The sequence below is a fragment of the Mesorhizobium sp. B2-5-3 genome (genome assembly GCF_006441005.1).
Classification (GTDB): Bacteria; Pseudomonadota; Alphaproteobacteria; order Rhizobiales; family Rhizobiaceae; genus Mesorhizobium.
Genome location: NZ_VFUS01000001.1, coordinates 663657 through 679576, shown reverse-complemented (window position 1 = coordinate 679576; position 15920 = coordinate 663657). Strand labels below are relative to the sequence as shown.

The 15920-nt window shown below is 63.4% G+C and carries 15 protein-coding genes and 1 tRNA gene; 2 read left to right on the top strand and 14 right to left on the bottom strand.

Going from position 1 to position 15920, the window contains the following annotated elements; all coding sequences use genetic code 11:
• Positions 1-42 precede the first annotated feature (42 nt).
• Positions 43-219, top strand: coding sequence for a hypothetical protein (locus tag FJ867_RS03555; RefSeq protein ID WP_181165187.1), 177 nt, complete (start codon positions 43-45; stop codon positions 217-219).
• Between the two features lie 298 nt (positions 220-517).
• Here the strand turns inward: FJ867_RS03555 and FJ867_RS03550 are convergent, their stop codons facing one another.
• From FJ867_RS03550 to FJ867_RS03485, 14 genes are all read right to left on the bottom strand, one after another.
• Positions 518-2188 (bottom strand): ADP-ribosylglycohydrolase family protein, encoded by a 1671-nt coding sequence (locus FJ867_RS03550; RefSeq protein WP_140816562.1) that lies wholly within the window; start codon positions 2186-2188, stop codon positions 518-520.
• Positions 2185-2823, bottom strand: a complete 639-nt coding sequence (locus FJ867_RS03545; protein ID WP_140816560.1) for a DarT ssDNA thymidine ADP-ribosyltransferase family protein — start codon at positions 2821-2823, stop codon at positions 2185-2187. The genes FJ867_RS03550 and FJ867_RS03545 overlap by 4 nt, the downstream gene beginning before the upstream one ends.
• Complete coding sequence (locus FJ867_RS03540) at positions 2820-4289, bottom strand: UvrD-helicase domain-containing protein (protein WP_140816558.1); 1470 nt, start codon at positions 4287-4289, stop codon at positions 2820-2822. Before FJ867_RS03540 ends, FJ867_RS03545 begins: the two co-directional genes overlap by 4 nt.
• A gap of 372 nt (positions 4290-4661) precedes the next feature.
• Positions 4662-4952, bottom strand: a complete 291-nt coding sequence (locus FJ867_RS03535) for a hypothetical protein (protein ID WP_140816556.1) — start codon at positions 4950-4952, stop codon at positions 4662-4664.
• Positions 4953-5038: 86 nt separating this feature from the next.
• A tRNA-Leu gene (locus FJ867_RS03530) sits at positions 5039-5123 on the bottom strand.
• Positions 5124-5260: 137 nt separating this feature from the next.
• Entirely contained in the window at positions 5261-5881 is a 621-nt protein-coding gene (locus tag FJ867_RS03525) for a 2,3-bisphosphoglycerate-dependent phosphoglycerate mutase (protein WP_140662534.1), read from the bottom strand.
• Between the two features lie 93 nt (positions 5882-5974).
• Positions 5975-6817 (bottom strand): 4-hydroxy-tetrahydrodipicolinate reductase, encoded by an 843-nt coding sequence (gene dapB, locus FJ867_RS03520; RefSeq protein ID WP_140514168.1) that lies wholly within the window; start codon positions 6815-6817, stop codon positions 5975-5977.
• A complete protein-coding gene (locus FJ867_RS03515; RefSeq protein ID WP_140816554.1) occupies positions 6814-8685 on the bottom strand; it encodes an ABC transporter ATP-binding protein in 1872 nt (623 codons plus the stop codon). Before FJ867_RS03515 ends, dapB begins: the two co-directional genes overlap by 4 nt.
• A gap of 159 nt (positions 8686-8844) precedes the next feature.
• Positions 8845-9870: a glucokinase gene (locus FJ867_RS03510; RefSeq protein WP_140524358.1), complete on the bottom strand. Its 1026-nt coding sequence runs from the start codon at positions 9868-9870 to the stop codon at positions 8845-8847.
• 132 nt (positions 9871-10002) lie between these two features.
• Positions 10003-10593 carry a cation transporter gene (locus FJ867_RS03505; RefSeq protein ID WP_140524360.1) on the bottom strand — a complete coding sequence of 197 codons (591 nt, stop codon included), beginning with the start codon at positions 10591-10593 and terminating at the stop codon, positions 10003-10005.
• A 67-nt stretch (positions 10594-10660) separates the two neighbouring features.
• On the bottom strand, positions 10661-11746 hold the full coding sequence (mepA, locus tag FJ867_RS03500) for a penicillin-insensitive murein endopeptidase (protein ID WP_140816552.1): 1086 nt from the start codon (positions 11744-11746) through the stop codon (positions 10661-10663).
• A gap of 147 nt (positions 11747-11893) precedes the next feature.
• On the bottom strand, positions 11894-12796 hold the full coding sequence (locus FJ867_RS03495; protein WP_140816550.1) for an SDR family oxidoreductase: 903 nt from the start codon (positions 12794-12796) through the stop codon (positions 11894-11896).
• Entirely contained in the window at positions 12793-13947 is a 1155-nt protein-coding gene (gene queG / locus FJ867_RS03490; RefSeq protein ID WP_140580298.1) for a tRNA epoxyqueuosine(34) reductase QueG, read from the bottom strand. The genes FJ867_RS03495 and queG overlap by 4 nt, the downstream gene beginning before the upstream one ends.
• The gene (locus tag FJ867_RS03485; RefSeq protein WP_140491712.1) at positions 13928-14620 is read right to left on the bottom strand and encodes a glutathione S-transferase family protein; all 693 of its coding nucleotides are present in this window, start codon (positions 14618-14620) and stop codon (positions 13928-13930) included. Before FJ867_RS03485 ends, queG begins: the two co-directional genes overlap by 20 nt.
• 318 nt (positions 14621-14938) lie before the next feature.
• Here FJ867_RS03485 and FJ867_RS03480 point away from each other — a divergent pair, with 318 nt between their 5' ends.
• Positions 14939-15745 carry an undecaprenyl-diphosphate phosphatase gene (locus tag FJ867_RS03480; protein ID WP_140524368.1) on the top strand — a complete coding sequence of 269 codons (807 nt, stop codon included), beginning with the start codon at positions 14939-14941 and terminating at the stop codon, positions 15743-15745.
• Positions 15746-15920 lie beyond the last annotated feature (175 nt).

The following is a 15920-nucleotide window of genomic DNA, read 5'->3' as shown; positions in this document are numbered from 1 at the left end:
CGCTATGTCAGCGCCCGGGAGGGGCATGACAGAGAGTGTATGATGAGCGACAGCCCTGACAAGCGCAATGAATGGCGCGCCATTCTTTACGTGCAAGCCCGCGTGGCGGTCCTGTTCGTCCCGGTCGTCGCCAGCCTGCTGATCATCGCCGCACTTGCCGGCAACGACCGCAAATCCGTTCCCGCCGTCGACCGGACGGTGACAGGCTCCGTGCGATAAGGGCACGGCCATCGACAGCGCACGTTTCCCGGCGGGCGTGCGCATGATGTCGGGCAAATCCCTGCGGCTTTCTGTTGGCAGGAATGACGATGCGATCGGTCGCACGGGCAACAAAAAAAGCCCGGACGAACCGGGTTTTTTTTGTTGGGTCTCTGAACCGTCGAACGGTTCAGAGACGGGAATTTGGTGCCCCGAAGAGGATTGCGCTCTCAAGCCTCCTCCTCCTTGATTCTTCACAAAAAATCGAACTGCGTCGAGAAGATGCAACACAGCGCTGCTCCACAACTTTGAAGCTGCGTCACCCGCGCTTTCTCCCACGAGCCTCGTAGGCGGTCAAAATATTTGCGACCATCGCAATCCCCCTCTCAACGAAGTCCGGGTGGCCGGCATCAGCTTGTTCCAGCAGCGCCTCGCCGATAAGGCGAGCATCAAATTTGCTAGCGATGACCATCTGAAGAGTTTCGTTCAAGGTAGGTTCTGGAGTTCCTTGCTGGTCCGGGTTCGCGGTACTCCGGGGACGTTCCGAAGTCCTGTCTGCAAAAAGGTTCTTGAGCTTTGGTGATAGAATCTTCCGCTTCTTTCCTGCCTCAACTGAGCTTCTGGCGGAAACCACGTTATCGGATGCATCTTCCGAATAGGTGGGGACGTCACGGGTCCTCCCAAGGATGGTTTGCCCGCCGTTCAGCAGAAACCAGCGCAGCGAAATCCCGTCACTTTCTTGGTAGCTTTCGGAACTGAGCACCGTGAGCCGGCCTATGCCGTTCAAGACAAGGCCGTCTTTTGTCGCGAGTATTGCGTCCACGGCGGCTCTTTCTGGTTTCCAGCCCCGAAGGTCGGGGTAACCAAATGTTGGGACAGAGATACCTTCCGCAGTTGCAGCTAGCCGTTGTGCGTCAGCTTCAATATGCCTCCTGTCTTGAAGAGGATGCTTTAGTGCTTCGCGGGTACAAGCACCCAGGATCGCGCCGGCCATCGTCGCAATCGAATCTGTGTCAGAGCCAAGAGAATTGGCTGCGGTTGTCAAAGCGTGCTCCGGAGAGCCAGCTTCATACACTTCAGATAAGAATGAAGCCGCAATGGACGTCTTGGTAGCCGACCCTCGCGTCGCGTCGTCAAAGGCGCCCAGCTGTGCCAAAGCCGTGTGATACATTTGCTCCGGCTCGCCAAGTTCTATAGAAGCGACGCGCTCTAGATCGTCTTGCATTTCCGACAAGGCAACGTTTACGCAGTCCGCAAACCGCTTACCCACCTTACTTTCCCATTGCCCAAGCCAAAGTAACCTAAGGTCTTGGTCGCTGGTGACGATATCGGTCAGGTTCGAAAACCGCTCGACGATCTGGAAGCATTCCTGGGCTTTTGGAGGGCGTGCGTTTGCCAGCGCAAAGTGAAGCACGTGAGCGTGATAGCAAGCGCCGACAATAGCGCGAGCATGGCCATGAGTGCATATGGTGTTCTTGATTACATTCAACGTGAGCTGCTCAGAGCCCGTTTTTAAAGGCATGCTCCAGACATGAGGTTGTATCCGCATGGCCGCACCGTTACCTCCAGCATTGAGATAATCCGAGCGGCGACTTGAGAAAAAGTTCGAGTACCAAGTGGCGGACGTGCGGGCTAGATTAGCTGCTGCCTCGCGGGAAGAAAGCCCGGCTCCCAAAGCGTAGTTCGACCAAGCTGGAAGTTCGACTTTCGCAAAGGCGGCGACGTCAAATGAGCCATCGGCCCGTATTGCTCGCGAAGTAGCTAGCCTTAGTTGGGTGTCGTCTGAGTAAGTGCCGGCTGGAAATTCGACTGTGACCCCCGGCCGGCTTCCCACTTTCCTTCGCCAGCTAACCGTTCGTTCGATTTCCCGATGGCCAGAACGAAACAAAATACGATCCGCATCTGCGAGTTCAGTTATGAAACCCAGAGCATCACCATATGCTGCCCAAAGCGCCGACTGGGTAACTTTTCGTTGGGTGTCTGTCGTCATATGCGTGAACCGAATTTGGCTGGATCAACTACGACGTCGATGTCGCGGTGAAAGGTCGCCTTCGTGAATCCAACTACTTCGGACTGATCGTTGGCAGATTGGACGTAAATTCGTTGAAGATAATCGGTCGACACGGCAGTGGGGACGAGTGCCTCTGCTTGAGTGCATGTCGGAAGATTTGCAGGTAAGTGGTTAGCCCGGTGTACAACATTGCCGTGCCATCGTGTGATTGTTTTTGCGAACATACCGTCGAAGCCGGCTAGCCCCTGCCCTCGGGTGACCCCGGTGTAAATGTTGTTTGTGGTGGCGAATATCACGCCGGGATGCCCCAGGACGGCTGGGTCGAACGACATGATACACCAAAAAATGGGCTCATCCCGATGCCAGGAATCAGCGCATGTGCGATAAAAGTCGGTGTTGATGTGCGAAACGGAAAGGCTCACGTAGTCAACAAACGCGGTATCCTTTCGAAACGCAACGTTAGGCTCGAAAAGGTACTCCACCAGCGGGTCGCCTCTCAGCTGCTGACGGGATTGGAGTAACTTGGTGTACAGACTACCGAGGCACCCATGGTTGGTGGTGAAGTGTACTATTTCCTGCACTCCCCGCTCAGCTACCCGTTCGGGAATTGTCATAAGCGAATAACCTCCACCGTGTCCGCTGCGATGAAATGCAACGCACTTAACTCGGCACCCGGCTTTGCACCCAAAATGACCGTCTCGCGGGCTCTTCCCACACCCATCGCCAGAAGCCTCCTTAGGGCAGCATAGCGGTCGTCCTCAATCTCGGCGCCGTGAGATGCATTCTCCTGCGCAAGCCCGATCATCACCACGTGATCAAATTCAAGACCCTTGGCACTGTGAAACGTACATAGTCCGATGTTGGGGCCGTGCTCAGGCCACTCATTCACACCTTGTAGTTCGCAGTACTCAAAGCCGCCGTCCGAAAGGCCTTCCCTTATGTCATCGAACCAGCCTCCACCCTTTAGGTGAAGGAAACCGACGGTTTCACGCTCCAAGTCGACAGTCGACAGCCAGTCTACGACCCATCTCAGTTGCTCTCGAAACCTGCCGAGTAGAAACACCGGGAGCCGGCCGTCACGAGTGCACAAAGCCGGATCGGGTAGGCTACCGTCTTCATCCAACACCAAGCCGCTGGCCAGGGCTGCGGCTAATGAAGCGGTTTGGCGGGTATTTCGGTAATTCCTTGTCAACCGAAAGCTGCGGTTTGGGTGCAGGAGGACCCCCGCCTCGGCCCAAGGAGAACCTCTCGGATAAATTCTCTGAGCCGTATCTGTCACGATTGTTATCGTTGCGCCAGGTGCAGCGTGAGCCATAACGGCTCTGATTTGGTTCGCGGAAAGATCTTGAGCCTCATCGATCACGATCACATCGTATGTCACCGAGGGGACTGCATCCGCCATCGCGAACGATAGATCATGAAAGTCCCGAGCGCCGCGCGCCCGTTTCCATTCCAGGTAAGGTCGCACAACCTCGTCGAGGAACCGCTGGCGCATAGGGCGATCCATGCTAGGTGCGTTACCTCGCCCAGTTCGTGGCCGGACCAAGTACTCATCCAGAGCGTTGGGTCTAAATCGACCGAGAACGTACTGCGCCTCGTCGATAGCGAAATTCGTGTCCCTCGGAAACGGGAAGCAGAGTGCCAGAAGCTGGTTCTCGCACGCTACGATATCGAGGTGCCCGCGCCACCCCAACGTTGCAAACGCCCATTTGTCGAATGTCATTATAACTAGCTGCGCGTCATCCGCGTAATCCGCCAGCTCAACCTCTGCGACGGCGGTTATGTAGCCACGGAGGGAGTTGTAGTAAGTGAGGACTAGAACATTCGCAGGGAGCGCCCCTTCGTTCCTCAGCTGATTTACAGTGGTGCCGGTTGTCGCACGGAGTGCGGTGAGCGCAGTCGAGGTCTTCCCGCTGCCGGCTGATCCACGTATTAACGAGACACCTTGTTGAATCCTCCTGACTATATTGATTTGCTCCGGTGTAGGCGGATGACGTCGTAGCACGCGCAAGGAAACCTCCCCTTCAAACCCACCGGCAGTATCAACGTGACGAACACATTTGTCACCATGACCGCTCATGGTCTCGTTCGGGAAGCTGGAGGCTTCGATCTTAAGGCGGGATGAATGCTCGGCCTACCTTCGCGGGCAATAGAGGGTACCGGAATGAAATTTCAGGGGGCACATGCCTGAGTTGCCAAAACCGTAGAGGACGGCGGGGTTCCCCCCGTGCTCTCTGCCTTCGCTCCGCCCTTATTGGATTGTCTAAAAGTGCCTCGCTTTTGCGCCCCCTGCCCGGCGCTGTTGTCCGCAACGCCCCTCTAGTCTAGCCATTGCATTCTTGTAGACTCCGCCACCGATCTCTCCCGTGAAGGCGCTCTCCGCGTCAGACAGCTCCGGGTCTATCTCCGCCAGAGAATTCCATCCGTAAACGTCGCGGGAGAGCGCCACGGCCTACCTGTGCGACAAAACCATGGGAGCATCGCGAAGCCCTTGCCAAACGGTTTCCAGATAACCGACCACCTGCGCCTGCCGGCTCTTCACCTCGCTTGGCGTAGAGGCCCGCAGCGACACGCGGATAGCGTGATTCTCGTGGGTGATCGTTTTCCTTACGATCTGCGGACCTACCGGAATGTGGAGCGTCATGCCTACCGCATGGTCCCGCACATCAGCCGGAATGCGCTGGTTGAATTGCTGATTGATGGTGCCGTTTCGCTTCACGGGTCGAACCAACCGGAAATGCATTGATGCACACCTTTTTAACACACAAGGGCGAGCGCAATGAATTGAAAAGGCTTGTCTAATTGATCCCGTTGGTAGTCGGGAAAAAATGGTGCCCAGAAGAGGACTCGAACCTCCACTCCTTGCGGAACACGGACCTGAACCGTGCGCGTCTACCAATTCCGCCATCTGGGCTGGTGCGGGCTCAATAAGCGGGCAAGCGGTGTGTGTCAACGCGGTTTTTGGAACATGATCCCGAAAGGTGGAATCGGCTTTCACAAAAGGCCATGCCCGGCAAGAGCCGCAGCCTCCGACTGCCGGCTCCGGACCGGTCAGCCCTCCAGCACTTCCTTCGACGCCACGGTGGAATCGGCGTTGAGCGTGTAGATGACCGGCACGCCGGTGCCGAGCTCCAGCTTGACGATCTCCTCGCCCGACTTGCCGTCCAGCGCCATGATCAGCGCGCGCAGCGAATTTCCGTGGGCGGCGACCAGCACCGTGCCGCCGCGCAGCACATGCGGCTGGAGGTCGTGCAGGTAATAAGGCCAGACGCGGGCGCCGGTGTCCTTCAGGCTTTCGCCACCGGGGGGCGGCACGTCGTAGGAGCGGCGCCAGACATGCACCTGTTCCTCGCCCCATTTCTTGCGCGCGTCGTCCTTGTTGAGGCCGGAGAGGTCGCCATAGTCGCGCTCGTTCAGCGCCTGGTCGCGGACGGTTTTCAGGTCGCTCTGGCCGACGGCGTCAAGAATGTGCTGGCAGGTTTTTTGCGCCCGGACCAGCGCCGAGGTGAAGGCGATGTCGAACTTCAGGCCGCGTGCCTTGAGCTTCCGGCCGGCTGCCTTGGCCTCGGCGTGGCCCTGTTCGGTCAGGTCGACGTCACGCCAGCCGGTGAACAGGTTCTTCAAATTCCATTCGCTCTGGCCGTGGCGCACGAGCACGAGGGTTCTCGACATTTTTGCTCCTCTGGGATCTGAGCAATTCCAGCAGAAGTGGGAAGCGGTTTTCTGTCCGGAATTGCATGGGGATGAAAACGGTCCAGGATCGTTTCAGGCAAGCCCGAGCACGTCCCGCATCGAGTAAAGGCCGGGCTTCCTGCCATGCGCCCACAGGGCTGCCTTGACGGCGCCGCGGGCGAAGATGGTGCGGTCCTCGGCATGATGGGCGAGCGTGATGCGTTCGCCGGTGCCGGCCAGGATGACGCTGTGGTCGCCGACCACCGAGCCGCCGCGCAGGGTTGCGAAGCCGATCGAGCCCGGCTTGCGCACGCCGGTGTGGCCGTCGCGGACGCGCACATCGTTGCCGGCAAGCGGCACGCCACGCCCCGCGGCGGCGGCTTCGCCCAGCAGCAGAGCGGTGCCGGACGGCGCGTCGACCTTGTGCCTGTGATGCATTTCGAGGATCTCGATGTCGAAATCCCCGGCGTCGAGGGCGCGCGCGGCCTGTTCGACCAGCACCGCCAGGAGATTGACGCCGAGGCTCATATTGCCCGACTTGACGATCGTCGCATGGCGCGCCGCGGCGGCGATTCTGGCATCGTCGTCGGCCGAGCAGCCGGTCGTGCCGATGACATGGACGATGCGCGCCTGCGCCGCATAGCCGGCGAATTCGACGGTTGCAGCCGGCGCGGTGAAATCGAGCACGCCGTCCGCCCCGGCGAAGGCCGGCAGCGGATCGTCCGATATCGGCACATTGATGATGCCGATGCCGGCAAGCTCGCCTGCATCCTTGCCGAGATAGGGCGATCCCTGCCGCTCGATCGCGCCGGCGACGCGTGCGCCCGGCATTGTGTGGATGGCGCGGATCAGCGTCTGGCCCATGCGGCCGGCGGCGCCCACCACCACCAGGCCCATATCGCCCGCGGGTCTGTCGGCTGTCGGCGTTTCACTCATCTCGCGCTCCCGGCGATGCCGTGCGTCTCGATAGGTTGCGTCGGCCCTGGCGCCGGAGTTTGGGGTGGCGCGCCGTCATCGACAAGCCCCAGGCCCTTCCTGCCCTGCACCCGGTGGAAGCGGGAATAGACGCTGTGCGGGTCGGCCATCAGCGAGGCATGGGTGCCCTGTTCGACCAGATGACCCTGTTCCAGCACGATGATGTGGTCGGCATTGACCACCGTCGACAGCCGGTGGGCGATGACGATGGTGGTGCGCCCCTCCATGACGTGGGTCAGCGCTTCCTGGACCTTGGCTTCCGCCTCATTGTCAAGCGCCGAGGTCGCCTCGTCGAGCAGCAGGATCGGCGCCTGGCGGACGATGGCGCGGGCGATCGACACACGCTGGCGCTGGCCGCCCGACAGCGACGCGCCGTTTTCGCCGACGGGCGTGTCGTAGCCCAGCGGCTGCTGGCGGATGAAGCCGTCGGCCTGGGCCAGCCGCGCGGCCTGCTCGATCTCGGCGTCTGTGGCGGAGAGCCGGCCATAGCGGATGTTGTCGCGTATGGTGCCTTCGAACAGATAGGGCTGCTGCGAAACATAGGCGATGGAGCTGCGCAGCGACTGCTTGGTGATCTTCGAAATGTCCTGGCCGTCGATCTCGATCGTACCCGACTCGACGTCGTAGAAGCGCTGCAGCAGCGCCACCAGCGTCGTCTTGCCGGCGCCGGAGGCGCCGACGATGGCGGTCATCTTGCCGGCGGCGGCGACGAAGCTAAGGTCCTGCAGGACCGGTGCCTCCTCGACATAGCGGAAGCTCACATTGTTGAACCGCACTTCGCCCGTGGTGAAATTGGCCTCGGCGGCTCCCGGCGCATCGCCCTGCTGCGGCTCGAGATCGAGGATTTCGTAGATCATGCGCGCATTGACCAACGCGCGCTCCATGCCGACCTGCATGCGCGCCAGCCGCCTTGCCGGGTCGTAGGCCAGCATCAGCGCGGTGATGAAGGAGAAGACGGCGCCCGGCGGCTGCCCGAGGACGAGCGCACGATAGCCGGAGTAGGCGATGACGCCGGTGACGGCGAGACCGGCCAGCATGTCGGAAATCGGCGACAGCCGTTCCGAAACGCGGGCGATCTTGTTGCCGCGGTGCTCGGCGCTGTTGGCGAGCTGGCTGATGCGCCGCGACAGCTCGTCCTCCATGGTGAAGGCCTTGACGATGGCGATGCCTTGCGTGGCTTCCTGCATGGCGCCGATCAGCCGCGAGTTGATCTGCACCGATTCGCGGGTGATGCGGCGCACCCGGCGCATCAGGTAGACAACGGTGTAGATGAGCGGCGGCCCGATCACCAGCGAGCTGAGCGACAGGACCGGATCCTGGTAGATCATGACGCCGAGCAGCCCGAACAGCGTCACCCCGTCGCGCGCGATCGACGTCAGCGTCATCGACAGCAGGTCGCGAATGCCGTTGACGTTCTCGTTGACCTGCGCCGCCAGCCGGCCCGATCTCGTGTCGTTGAAGAACCCGACGCCGAGCTTCATCAGGTGATCGAAGATGCGGCGCTGGTAGCGCGCAACCAGATTGTTGCCGACGGTCGCCAGCGTCACCGCCTGGCCGTAGCCGGCGAAACCGCGCACGAGAAAGGCGCCCATGACGCCGGCGCAAATCCACACGATCAGATCGCCGCGCCGCTCGTAGAAGATCTGGTTGACGACAGGGCTCATGATCCAGGCGGTGAAGGCGGTCGTGGCGGATACCGCCAGCAGGCAGGCGCCGGCAAAGATGTAGGACCAAAGGTAGTCGCGGCCGTTCTCGGCGATGATACGGCGCAGCACCGCCCAGACCTCGCCGGGAGTGGCTTTCTGCTTATGTGGAGCTTGGAGTGTCAAATCGGGAGCGCTTCGTGGTTTCCGCTTGGCAAGACCGGGCTGCACACAGCATCCCTTCTGGCGCCCCTCTTAGCGCCAAGCGGCCGGCTTGCCTATGCCCGCGGCTGATTAACTTCGTCGCGGGACCGGACGGACGCCTGGTCCGTCATGCGACCCAGCCTAGGCCTGCCAGCGGCGGCCCGCGGTCTGCACGCCGAACAGCGAAGGGTTCCTGGCATAGGCGGCGAGGCCCAGAAGGGCCGCCAGCGGATGGGTGATGACATAGACGGGCATGGTGCGCATCAATTCGCTGTGCGGCGCCTTGTCCTCGAAGGCGGCGCGGAAATTGCCCTGTTTCAGCGCCGGCACGATCTTCTGCGCGATGCCGCCGGTGAGAAAGACGCCGCCGCGGCTCATGAACACCAAGGCGAGATCGCCGGCGGTGCGCCCAAGACAGGTGACGAAGATCTCCAGCGCTTCCTGCGCGACCGGATCGGTCCTGGCAAGTGCCGCTGCGGTTATTTCGGCCGGCGTGGTGAAGGGCGACGGTTTGCCGTCCGCCTTGGCCACCGCCCGGTAGACGTTGACCAGGCCGCGTCCGCACAGGATCTGCTCGCCCGAAATGCGGCCCTCGATCTTCTCGATATGCGGGAAGACCTCGAAATCCCTGCTAGAACGCGGGCCGATGTCCATGTGGCCGCCCTCGCCGGGCACCGGGATCCAGTGGCGCAGCGCGTGCACCAGCCCGGCGACGCCGAGCCCGGTTCCGGGACCGAGCACCACGCGGCCTGCATTGGGCTCCGGCGCGCCGCCGCCGATCTTTTCCATGTGCTCTTCGCCGAGCGCCACGACGGCCAGCGCCTGCGCCTCGAAATCGTTGAGCACGACAATGTCGCTGAGCCCAAGGCTGGCGAACATCTGCCGGGGCTTGACGATCCACGGGCAATTGGTGAGCTCGATCTCGTCGCCATCGACCGGGCCGGCCACCGCCAGCACCGCTGAATTGGGGCGGACCGAGGAGCGGTCGAGCACCGCCGCCTGGATCGCCTCGTCGATTGTGTTGTAGCTGGCGGTCTGGACGATCGCCGGCTCGCCGGCTTCCGAATTGGCGTCGAGCACGACCGAGAAGCGCGCATTGGTGCCGCCGATGTCGCCGATCAGGATCGGGAACCGCAGCGCCGTGTCGTCGTCGCCTGTGTTTGGCATGCTTTCTCGTCCGTCCCCGGCGCCCGACGGCCCATTGCCGTTCTCCCGTTGACTAGCGCATGAGTTTGAAAAGGGAAACGGTTTTCGAAACCGATGGTGCGCACGACCAATTTATGAGGTGAACGGCCGCGACTAGGCTGCCGCCTTGTGCTCCTCGCGGGCAGCGGACCAGACCTCGCGGGCCGCATCGGCGTTCATGGCGGCAATTCCCAGGCCGACAATCAGGTCGGGCCACGCAGAATGCCAGATCACGGCGGTGAGAAGGCCCGCGGCGATTATAGCGACGTTGGCAAAGGCGTCGTTCCGCGCGGAGAGGAACGCGGCCTTTGTCAGGCTGCCGCCGTGATGGCGGAAGCGCGCCAGCATGAACGCGCAAGACAGGTTCACGGCCAAAGCCCCGGCGCCCGCAAGCGACAGCGGCAGCGGCGACGGCGCGACCGGCAGGTTGAACTTGACCCAAGCCGTCCAGAGCGTTGCCAAGGCAGGCACCAGAAGAATCGCCGCCAGAGCCATGCCGACCCTTGCGCGGCTGCGTGCGCCCCAGCCCAGGGCAACGAGAATAAGCAAATTGAGCGAGGCATCTTCCAGGAAATCGACGCTGTCCGCGAACAGCGACACGGAGCCGATCGCAGATGCCACGGCGAACTCGACGATGAAGTAGCCCAGGTTCAGAAGGGCCACCCACCGGACGACGCGGCGAAGGCCTATATCCTGCGTTTGCAATGCCGGCCCTCCTGCTCGCGGGATAACGATGAACGGCGGCGAAGCGCCGGGGCGTCAACTGACGCGGTCAGTTTCCCGGCCGTGGCCGCGGCACCGGCACGCCGATCTCGGGCGTCGCGGTGAAGGCGTTCACCATGCCTGGCAGGCCGGCCGTGCCGCTGGCCGCGGTGGCGGGCAGCGACGGCGCCTCGGGTTCGGGCGCGGCGACCGCGACCGGCACGGCGCCGCCGTGGTAGGTGGCGGCCTCGACCGAAGCCGGCCCGGGCGCGTCGAGCACGGCGCGGCATTCTCTCGGCAGGTTCGCCATGGTCATCAGGTCGCGCGCCTTGGGCGCGTCCGGGTTCTTGTTGGGCCGCCACGGTTCCTGCGTGAACCACCAGGCCAGCGGCTTGCCGCAGCCATCGTCGGCCGGGGTCGCTTCCTGCGCCTTGCAGTTGGGCGAGCCCGGCTGGCAGCCGATGCGCATGTGGAAGTGATAGTCGTGGCCCCAGAACGGCCTGATCTTGCGCAACCAGGAGCGGTCGCCCCTGACGGTGTCGCAGAGTTTCTTCTTGATGCCGGGATTGACCAGGATGCGCTCGACCTCGGGATAGCTCGCCGCGCGCTTCAAAAGCCGCGTATGCGCCGACGTCCACAGCGCGTCCTTCACCAGATGCGTCTTTTCGTCGACCATCAAGGTGGCGCTCATCGTCTCGCGCCGCGCCATCGACAACGGCCGGCTGGGCATCGGCGTCAGCCAGATGTCGGCATCGAGCCCGATCTGGTGCGAGGCATGGCCGGTCAGCATCGGGCCGCCGCGCGGCTGCGCGATGTCGCCGATCAAAAGGCCCGGCCAGCCGTCGGCGACGGCATCGCGCGACAGGTTCTCGACCAGCGCGATCATCGCCGGATGGCCCCAGCGGCGATTGCGCGACGGCCGCATCACCTGCCAGGTCGGGCCGTCCATGGGGATGGCGACGCCGCCGGCAAAGCAGCCCTTGGAGTAGAAGCCGAAGGATTGCGGCGCGGTCGCCGCCGGCAGTCTCTCGGCGCCGAACAGGTCCTTTGCGCGTTCCTCGGCCATTGCCGGCCGCGCGGCGAGACTTGTGAGGGCGAGCAGGCCAAAAGCCGCCGCCAGCTGTGAACGCTTGCCGAGCCGCATCGCTGTCTCCATGAACCCCCGCCGCAAACCCAAGCCCGAATCATAGCACGCAATGGACGTTGCTTCGATCGCCGGAGCGGTTCCGTTTTTCACAAACCGGTCAACCGCCCTGTTTTCTTTTCCGACGCATTCCGGCCCGAAACCGTGTCACGGAATGCGTCAGCGTTTCATCGGGCTGCGCGGCGCGCCGTCGCGCCAGTCGCCGCTTGCCCACATATGGTCGAAGGCGGCGCGGTAATCCGGGAAGCGGAACCGGTAGCCCGCCGCCTTGAGCGCCGCGTTGGCGACGCGCTTGTTCTCGCCATAGAAGGACCGCGCCATGGGCGAAAGTTGGGCGGCCTCGAAGGGAATTTCGGGCGGCGGCGTGATGCCCATCAGCGCGGCGGCATAGGCCACGACGTCCTGCGGCGGCGCGGGCTCATCGTCGGTGACGTTGAAGATGCCGCCCGTATTATCCCCGATGAGATGCCACAGCGCGCCGGCTATATCGTCGCAGTGGATGCGGTTGAACACCTGACCGGGCTTGACCAGCCGCCGCGCGGTGCCGTTTTCCAGGTTGACCAGGGCGTTGCGGCCGGGGCCGTAGATGCCGGAGAGCCGCAGCACCGCCACCGGCCGGCCGATCTCGCGGCCAAGCCGCAGCCAATCCTGCTCGGCCGCCACCCGCATCGCCGAGCGTTTCGACACCGGCCGGCATTGCGCCGTCTCGTCGACCCAGGCGCCGCCATGGTCGCCATAGACACCGACGGTGGAGAGATAGCCGATCCATTCGAGCGCAGGCATCCGGACGATCGCCTCGCGGGCGGCATTCAGCACGGGATCGCCGGCCTCCTCGGGCGCGATCGAGATCACCAGATGGGTTGTTGTCGCCAGCGCGTTGGTGAGTTCGCCGGTCAGCGCGCCATCGAACAGCAGCGGCGCGATGCCGGCCTGGCGGAGCGCCTCGAATTTCTCGGCGGAGCGCGTCGTGCCGCGGACCGTCCTGGCGGAATCCCGGTTGGCGCGCGCAAAAGCCTTGCCCGAATAGCCGGCGCCGAAGATGAATATCCGCTTTTCACTCATGCAGGCGCCCTGGCTGGAACCGGCCGCGCCCATTCCTCGCGCACGGCCGCGTCGCTCTCGGTTTTCAGGCCGGCTGCGGCGCGTTCGCAATATTCGGCCTCCGGCACCAGCCGCGCCAGCGCCCATATTGCCGCGCCCCGCACCAGCGGCGAGGCGTCGGCGAGCAAGGCGCGCACGGCGCCGGCAAGCCCGGCATCGCGGGAATTGCCGGCGGCGATCAGCACGTTGCGGACAAAGCGGTCGCGGCCGATGCGCTTGACCGGCGAACCGGAAAAGAAGGCGCGAAACGCCGTGTCGTCCAGCCGCAGGAGATCGGCCAGCGCCGGCTCGCGTAGATCGTCGCGCGCGGCGAGCTTGGCCTCGGACGCCACCTTGGCGAACTTGTTCCATGGGCAGGCGGCGAGACAGTCGTCGCAGCCATAGATGCGGTTGCCGATCGCCTCGCGGAATTCATGCGGGATCGGCTCCTTGTTCTCGATGGTGAGATAGGAGATGCAGCGCCGCGCATCGAGCCGGTAGGGCGCCGGGAAGGCATCGGTCGGGCAGGCGTCGAGGCAGGCGCGGCAGGAGCCGCAATGGTCCTCCTCCGGCATGTCGGGGACCAGTTCGGCGGTTGTGAAAATGGTGCCGAGGAACAGCCAGGAACCGTGCTGCCGGCTGACCAGGTTGGTGTGCTTGCCTTGCCAGCCGAGCCCGGCGGCCTCGGCCAGCGGCTTTTCCATGACGGGCGCGGTATCGACGAAGACTTTGACGTCGCCTCCCGCCCGCGCCACGATCTTGCCGGCGATTTCCTTCAGCCGGCCCTTCATCACATCGTGATAGTCGCGGTTTTGCGCATAGACCGAGATCGCGCCCCGGTCGCGCCTGGCCAACAGGTCACGCGGATCGTGGTCCGGCCCGTAGTTCATCGCCAGCACGACGATCGAACGCACCTGCGGCCACAGGCTTGACGGCTCGCTGCGGCGTTGCAGCGTCTCGGCGATCCAGCCCATGGAGCCGTGGAACCCGTCCGCGACAAAGGCGGCGAGCCGGGCCGGCGCGAGCGGGATCGCATCGGGGGTGGTGACGGCGACCGCCTCGAAACCGGCGCGCCGCGCCTGCGCGTCGATCAGCGCGCGCAGTTTTGCGGCGTCAGAAGTCGAGGTCCGCATAATGCGACACCGGCGACAGGCCGCGCACGCGGTCGGTCAAGAGCGGCCGGAACGAAGGCCGCGACTTGACCCGCGTGTACCATTCGCGTGCGGCGGTGTGCTCGCGCCAGTCGATCTCGCCGAGATAGTCGAGCACAGACAGGGTGGCGGCGGCGGCGAGGTCGGCATAGGTGACCCTCGAGCCGGCCAGCCAGTGGCGGGTGCCGGCGAGCCAGTTGGTGTATTTCATGTGCTGGCGGATGTTGGCCCGCGCCGCGCGGATGGCGGCCGAATCGGGCGAGCCGCCGCCGGCGGTTTCCGGCATGACCGGCTTCAGTACGCGCTCGCGCACCAGATGCCGGGTGACCTCGCTCTCGGCCTTGTGGAGATACCAGTCGGTCAGCCGGCGGATCTCGGCGCGCTGCATCGGGTCCTCGGCGAACAGGCGCTTGTCGCGCTTCAGGACGCCGCGCGTCTCGTCGAGATATTCCGAGATGACCGTGGCGCCGACGATCGGCACGTCGCCCTCGGCCAAAAGGATCGGCAGCGTGCCGGCCGGGTTCAGCGCCAAGAACTCCTTGCGCCGCGTCCACGGCTTCTCCTCGATCAGCGCCAGCTCCTCGCCATACTCGCCGAAAGCGAGGCGCACGAACCGGCAGGAGGCGAACATGGGATGATGGAAAAGCGTCAGCATGGTTCCGCGATGATAAAGCGCACTGGTGGTTTGGATTTGAAGTTCCTGGCCCCTCAACGGCATCCGCGTTCAGGAACTTCAAATTCAAACCACACCAGAACTTGAAGTTGGCAGTGTGGCTCAGAATCCGGAATTCGCGCATCGCGCTCCTCCCGGGTATGGCGAATTCCGGATTGCCACACTGGCGAATCGCCGGGCGCACCGGTAAGTCTTGGCCGCCCGGTAAGCGGGCCGTCAGGGTGTTGCGACCTATAGGGGGAGTTCGGCGCCATGACAAGCAAGCCCTGTCAGCCCATCCAGCGAATGCCGAGGTAGCCAATGGAAAGCCAGACAATCGTCGAAGCCCTGCTGCTCGGTCTGCTGGAGGGATTGACCGAGTTCATTCCGGTGTCCTCGACCGGCCATATCCTGCTCGCCGGCCACTTTCTCGGCTTCCACTCGACCGGCAAGGCCTTCGAGATCCTGATCCAGCTCGGCGCCATCCTGGCCATTCTGAGCGTCTATTTCCGGCGCTTGTGGCAGATGCTGCTCGACCTTCCGCATGACCGGCTGACGCGGCATTTCGTCATCGGCATCCTCATCGCCTTCCTGCCGGCGGCCATCATCGGCGCGCTGGCGCATGATTTCATCAAGACCATCCTGTTCGAATCGCCGCGGCTGATCTGCATCATGCTGATCATCGGCGGCGTGGTGTTGCTCGCCGTCGACCGCATGAAGCTCAAGCCTATGTACCGCGACGTCGAACGCTTCCCGACCCGGCTTTACCTGCAGATCGGTCTGTTCCAGTGCCTGTCGTTGATCCCCGGCACCTCGCGCTCGGGCTCGACCATCGTCGGCGCGCTGCTGCTTGGCGTCGACAAGCGGGCGGCGGCGGAATTTTCCTTCTTCCTCGCCATCCCCACCATGGTCGGCGCCTTCGCCTTCGACCTGTTCAAGAACCGCAACGTGCTGACGTCGGCCGACCTGCCGATCATCGCCGTCGGCTTCGTCGCCGCCTTCGTCACCGCGCTGCTGGTGGTACGCCTGCTGCTCGATTACGTCTCGCGCAAGGGCTATGCGCTGTTCGGCTGGTGGCGGCTGGTGGTCGGCATCGTCGGGCTGGCCGCGCTGATGATCTGGGGGTGACCTCGTCATCCACGGGCGAAGCAAGGAGCGCAGCGACGCCGCGCAGGCCCGTGGATGACGAAGGTGAAGGCCTTCGCGCGCCCCCTTCATGCGAACCTCCTGCGGAGCAGCGCACAAGTCCTGCGGATTCCAGAACACTCCGCTGCGTAAGCTCGCCCTATCATCCCTCAGGCAA